Here is a 5859-nt window from a genome sequence, read left to right on the forward strand (position 1 = left end):
CTGCGTGAGGCGTTGTCCTCGCGGGTGGTGGTGGCGGACGGGGCGATGGGCACGATGCTGCAGGCGGCCGATCCGTCGCTGGAGGACTTCCAGCAGTTGGAGGGCTGTAACGAGGTTCTCAACGTCACCCGCCCCGACATCGTGGCCTCGGTGCACGAGGCGTATCTGGCGGTGGGGGTGGACTGTGTGGAGACCAACACCTTCGGTGCCAACTTCGCGGCGCTGGCGGAGTACGACATCGCCGGCCGGGTGGAGGAGTTGTCCGAGGCCGGGGCGCGGGTGGCGCGGGAGGTGGCCGACGCCTTCACGCGGGACACGGGGCGGCAGCGGTGGGTGCTGGGGGCGATGGGGCCGGGTACCAAGCTGCCCACCCTGGGCCATGTCGAGTACCGCACGCTGCGGGACGCCTATCAGGCCAATGCCGAGGGTTTGCTGGCGGGGGGTGCGGACGCGCTGCTGGTGGAGACGACCCAGGACCTGCTGCAGACCAAGGCGGCGGTGCTGGGGGCGCGGCGGGCGCTGGATGCGGCCGGGTGGTCGGTGCCGGTGATCTGCTCGGTGACGGTGGAGACGACCGGCACGATGCTGCTGGGCAGTGAGATCGGTGCGGCTCTGACGGCGCTGGAGCCGCTGGGCATCGACATGATCGGGCTCAACTGTGCCACCGGTCCGGCGGAGATGAGCGAGCATCTGCGCTACCTCGCGCGGCACTCCCGCATCCCGCTGTCCTGTATGCCGAACGCGGGGCTGCCGGAGCTGACCGCCGACGGTGCGCGCTATCCGCTCACGCCGGGTGAGCTGGCGGATGCGCAGGAGTCGTTCGTGGCCGAGTACGGGCTGTCGCTGGTGGGTGGGTGCTGCGGGACGACGCCGGAGCATCTGCGGCAGGTGGTCGAGCGGGTGCGGGGAGTGGTGCCGGCGGGGCGGGAGGTGCGGCCGGAGCCGGGGGCGGCGTCGCTGTACCAGGCGGTGCCGTTTAGGCAGGACACCTCGTATCTGGCGATCGGGGAGCGCACCAACGCCAACGGGTCGAAGAAGTTCCGCACCGCCATGCTGGAAGGGCGGTGGGAGGACTGCGTGGAGATCGCGCGGGAGCAGATCCGCGAGGGCGCGCACCTGCTGGATCTGTGTGTGGACTATGTGGGCCGTGACGGGGTGGCGGACATGGCCGAGCTGGCCGGGCGGCTGGCGACGGCCTCCACGCTGCCGGTGGTGCTGGACTCCACCGAGCCGGCCGTGATCGCGGCGGGGCTGGAGAAGCTGGGCGGCCGGGCGGTGATCAACAGTGTGAACTACGAGGACGGTGACGGGCCCGGCTCCCGGTTCGCGCGGATCACGGCGCTGGCGGCCGAGCACGGGGCGGCGCTGATCGCGTTGACCATCGATGAGGAGGGGCAGGCGCGTACGGCCGGGCAGAAGGTGGCCGTGGCCGAGCGGCTGATCGCGGATCTGACGGGCAGGTGGGGTATCCGGGAGGAGGACATCCTCATCGACTGCCTGACGTTCACCATCTGTACCGGTACCGAGGAGTCCCGCCGGGACGGGGTGGCCACGATCGAGGCGATCGGTGAGCTCAAGCGGCGGCATCCGCGGGTGCAGACCACGCTGGGGCTGTCGAACATCTCCTTCGGTCTGAATCCGGCCGCGCGGATGGTGCTCAACTCCGTGTTCCTGGACGAGTGCGTCAAGGCCGGGCTGGACTCGGCGATCGTGCACGCGGCCAAGATCCTGCCCATCGCGCGGATTCCCGCCGAGCAGGTGCGGGTGGCGCTGGATCTGATCTATGACCGGCGGGCGGAGGGCTATGACCCGCTGCAGCGGTTCCTGGAACTGTTCGAGGGCGTGGACACCAGGAGTGTGCAGGCCTCCCGGGCCGAGGAGCTGGCGGCGCTGCCGCTGGAGGAGCGGCTCAAGCGGCGGATCATCGACGGGGAGCGGGGCGGTCTGGAGGCCGATCTGGATGAGGCCCTCACCGAGCGTCCGGCGCTGGACATCGTCAACGACACCCTGCTGGCGGGCATGAAGGTGGTCGGGGAGCTGTTCGGCTCCGGGCAGATGCAGCTGCCGTTCGTGCTGCAGTCGGCGGAGGTGATGAAGACGGCCGTGGCCCATCTGGAGCCGCACATGGAGCGGGTCGAGGGCGCGGCGGGCAAGGGCACCATCGTGTTGGCCACGGTGCGCGGAGACGTGCACGACATCGGCAAGAACCTGGTGGACATCATCTTGTCCAACAACGGCTACACGGTGGTCAACCTCGGGATCAAGCAGCCGGTGTCGGCGATCGTGGAGGCGGCCGAGGAGCACGCCGCGGATGTGATCGGCATGTCCGGGCTGCTGGTGAAGTCCACCGTGATCATGAAGGAGAATCTGCAGGAGCTCAACGCCCGTTCCCTGGCCGGGAAGTATCCGGTGATCCTGGGCGGGGCCGCGCTGACCCGCGCCTACGTCGAGCAGGACCTGCACGCCCTCTACGACGGGGAGGTCCGCTACGCCCGGGACGCCTTCGAGGGGCTGCGGCTGATGGACGCGCTGATGGGTGTCAAGCGTGGTGTGCCGGGGGCGAAGCTGCCCGAGCTGCGGCAGCGGCGGGTCAAGGCGGCGGCCGCCCAGGTGGCCGAGCCGGAGCCGGGCGGGCCGGTGCGCTCGGACGTGGCCACCGACCATCCGGTGCCCACCCCGCCCTTCTACGGCACGCGGGTGGTCAAGGGCATTCCGCTCAAGGAGTACGCGTCCTGGCTGGACGAGGACGCGTTGTTCAAGGGGCAGTGGGGGCTGAAGGCGCCGCGCACCGGGGACGGGCCCTCCTACCGGGAGCTGGTCGAGGCCGAGGGCCGGCCGCGGCTGCGGGGCTGGCTGGAGCGGCTGCACACCGACAGCCTGCTGGAGGCCGCGGTGGTCTACGGCTACTTCCCCTGCCACGCCGAGGGCGACGACCTGGTGGTCCTCGGTGAGGACGGTGCCGAGCGGTGCCGGTTCACCTTCCCCCGCCAGCGCCGCGGGCGCCGGCTGTGCCTGGCGGACTTCTTCCGCCCCAAGGAGTCCGGTCAGACGGACGTGGTGGGCCTGCAGGTGGTCACCGTCGGCTCCCGCATCGGCCAGGCCACCGCCGAGCTGTTCGCCGCCAACGCCTACCGCGACTATCTGGAGCTGCACGGCCTGTCGGTGCAGCTGGCCGAGGCGCTGGCCGAGTACTGGCACGCCCGGGTCCGTGCCGAGCTCGGTTTCGCCGGCGACGACCCCGACGCGATCGAGGACATGTTCGCCCTCAAATACCGCGGGGCGCGGTTCTCGCTGGGGTACGGGGCGTGTCCGGAGCTGGCCGACCGCGCCAAGATCGCCGAGCTGCTCCGGCCCGAGCGGATCGGGGTGAAGCTGTCCGAGGAGTTCCAGCTCCATCCCGAACAGTCCACCGACGCCATCGTCGTCCACCACCCCGAGGCCAAATACTTCAATGCCGGAGGCGGACGGGTATGAGAACCATGAGAACACTGCGCGAGGTCCTGGCCGCGGGGGAGCGCTCGTACTCGTTCGAGTTCTTTCCGCCCAGGACCGAGGCGGGCGAGCGCACCCTGTGGGACGCCATCCGCCGCATCGAGGTGCTGCACCCGACGTTCGTCTCGGTCACCTACGGCGCCGGTGGATCCTCCCGGGACCGCACCGTCGCCGTCACCGAGCGGATCGCGGCCGAGACCACGCTGCGGCCGGTCGCACACCTCACCGCCGTCGGCCACTCCGTGGCCGAACTGCGCAACATCATCGGCCGGTACGCCGACGCAGGGGTACGCGATGTGCTCGCCCTGCGCGGCGATCCGCCCGGCGACCCGGGCGGGCCCTGGACCCCGCATCCGCAGGGCTTCACCCACGCCCACCAACTGGTCTCCCTGGTCAAGGAGATGGGCGACTTCAGCGTCGGGGTGGCCGCCTTCCCCGAGATGCACCCGCGCTCGCCGGACTGGGACAGCGACATCCGCCACTTCGTCGCCAAGTGCCGGGCCGGCGCCGACTACGCCATCACGCAGATGTTCTTCCACGTCGAGGACTATCTGCGGTTGCGCGACCGGGTGGTCGCCGCCGGCTGCGACACCCCGATCATCCCCGAGATCATGCCCGCCACCGACGCCCGGCAGATCGCCCGCTTCGCCGAGCTGTCGGGTGCGGCCTTCCCCGAGGACCTGGCCCGCCGCCTGGAGGCCGCCCGCGGCAACCCGGCCGCCGGCCACCGCATCGGCGTCGACCACGCCACCGCCATGGCCGAGCGCCTGCTGGCCGAAGGCGCACCCGGGCTGCACTACATCACCCTCAACCGCTCCACCGCGACGCTCGACATCCACCACAACATCCACGGCAGCATCCAGAGCAATATCCAGAGCACACAGACCCCAAGGAGTACCCGGCATGCCCTCGCAGCCCACCGCTGACTTCACGGACTTCAAGGTGGCGGATCTGTCCCTGGCGGCGTTCGGCCGCAAGGAGATCACGCTGGCCGAGCACGAGATGCCCGGTCTGATGGCCATCCGCCGCGAGTACGCCGCCGCCCGGCCGCTGGCCGGGGCGCGGATCACCGGGTCGCTGCACATGACGGTGCAGACGGCCGTGCTGATCGAGACGCTGGTGGCGCTGGGCGCGCGGGTGCGCTGGGCGTCCTGCAACATCTTCTCCACCCAGGACCATGCCGCCGCCGCGGTCGCGGTCGGTCCCGGTGGCACTCCCGAGGATCCGCGGGGGGTGCCGGTCTTCGCCTGGAAGGGCGAGAGCCTTCAGGAGTACTGGTGGTGCACCGAGCAGGCGCTGACCTGGCCGGGCGAGCCCACCGGCGGGCCGAACATGATTCTGGACGACGGCGGGGACGCCACGCTGCTGGTGCACAAGGGCGTGGAGTACGAGAAGGCCGGCGCGGTGCCGGACGTCTCCACGGCCGAGTCCGAGGAGCACGCGGTCATCCTGGGCCTGCTGGCCCGCACCCTGGCCGAGCAGCCGGGCAAGTGGACGGCGCTGGCCTCGGAGATCCGGGGGGTGACGGAGGAGACCACCACCGGGGTGCACCGGCTGTACGAGATGCAGCGCGACGGCGTGCTGCTCTTCCCGGCGATCAACGTCAACGACTCGGTGACGAAGTCGAAGTTCGACAACAAGTACGGCTGCCGCCACTCGCTGATCGACGGGATCAACCGGGCCACCGACACCCTGATCGGCGGCAAGGTGGCCGTGGTGTGCGGTTACGGGGACGTGGGCAAGGGGTGCGCGGAGTCGCTGCGCGGGCAGGGCGCGCGGGTGATCGTCACCGAGATCGACCCGATCTGCGCGCTGCAGGCGGCGATGGACGGCTATCAGGTCGCCACGCTGGAGGATGTGGTGGAGAGTGCGGACATCTTCGTGACCACCACCGGCAACAAGGACATCATTCTGGCCTCCCACATGGCGCGGATGAAGCACCAGGCGATCGTGGGCAACATCGGCCACTTCGACAACGAGATCGACATGGCCGGTCTGGCGGCGATCCCCGGGATCGTCAGGGACGAGGTCAAGCCGCAGGTGCACACCTGGACCTTCCCGGACGGGAAGGCGATCATCGTGCTGTCCGAGGGGCGGCTGCTGAACCTGGGCAACGCCACCGGGCATCCGTCGTTCGTGATGTCGAACTCCTTCGCCAACCAGACGATCGCCCAGATCGAGTTGTTCACCAAGCCGGATGCCTATCCGGTGGGGGTGTATGTGCTGCCCAAGCATCTGGACGAGAAGGTCGCCCGGCTGCATCTGGAGGCGCTGGGGGCGAGGCTGACCGTGCTGAGTCCGGAGCAGGCGGCCTACATCGGGGTGCCGGTGGAGGGTCCGTACAAGCCCGACCACTACCGCTACTGA

Annotated in this window: 3 protein-coding genes; all 3 read left to right on the plus strand. The window is 70.1% G+C overall.

Going from position 1 to position 5859, the window contains the following annotated elements; translation table 11 throughout:
* The coding region (gene metH, locus CUT83_RS10400; RefSeq protein WP_241524783.1) for a methionine synthase at positions 1–3474 on the plus strand (3474 nt) is incomplete at its 5' end.
* Positions 3475–3479: 5 nt separating this feature from the next.
* Positions 3480–4418, plus strand: coding sequence for a methylenetetrahydrofolate reductase [NAD(P)H] (gene metF, locus CUT83_RS10405; protein ID WP_101255577.1), 939 nt, complete (start codon positions 3480–3482; stop codon positions 4416–4418).
* On the plus strand, positions 4396–5859 hold the full coding sequence (gene ahcY / locus CUT83_RS10410; RefSeq protein ID WP_101255578.1) for an adenosylhomocysteinase: 1464 nt from the start codon (positions 4396–4398) through the stop codon (positions 5857–5859). Before metF ends, ahcY begins: the two co-directional genes overlap by 23 nt.

Source organism: Streptomyces barkulensis, from assembly GCF_002843305.1.
GTDB lineage: Bacteria > Actinomycetota > Actinomycetes > Streptomycetales > Streptomycetaceae > Streptomyces > Streptomyces barkulensis.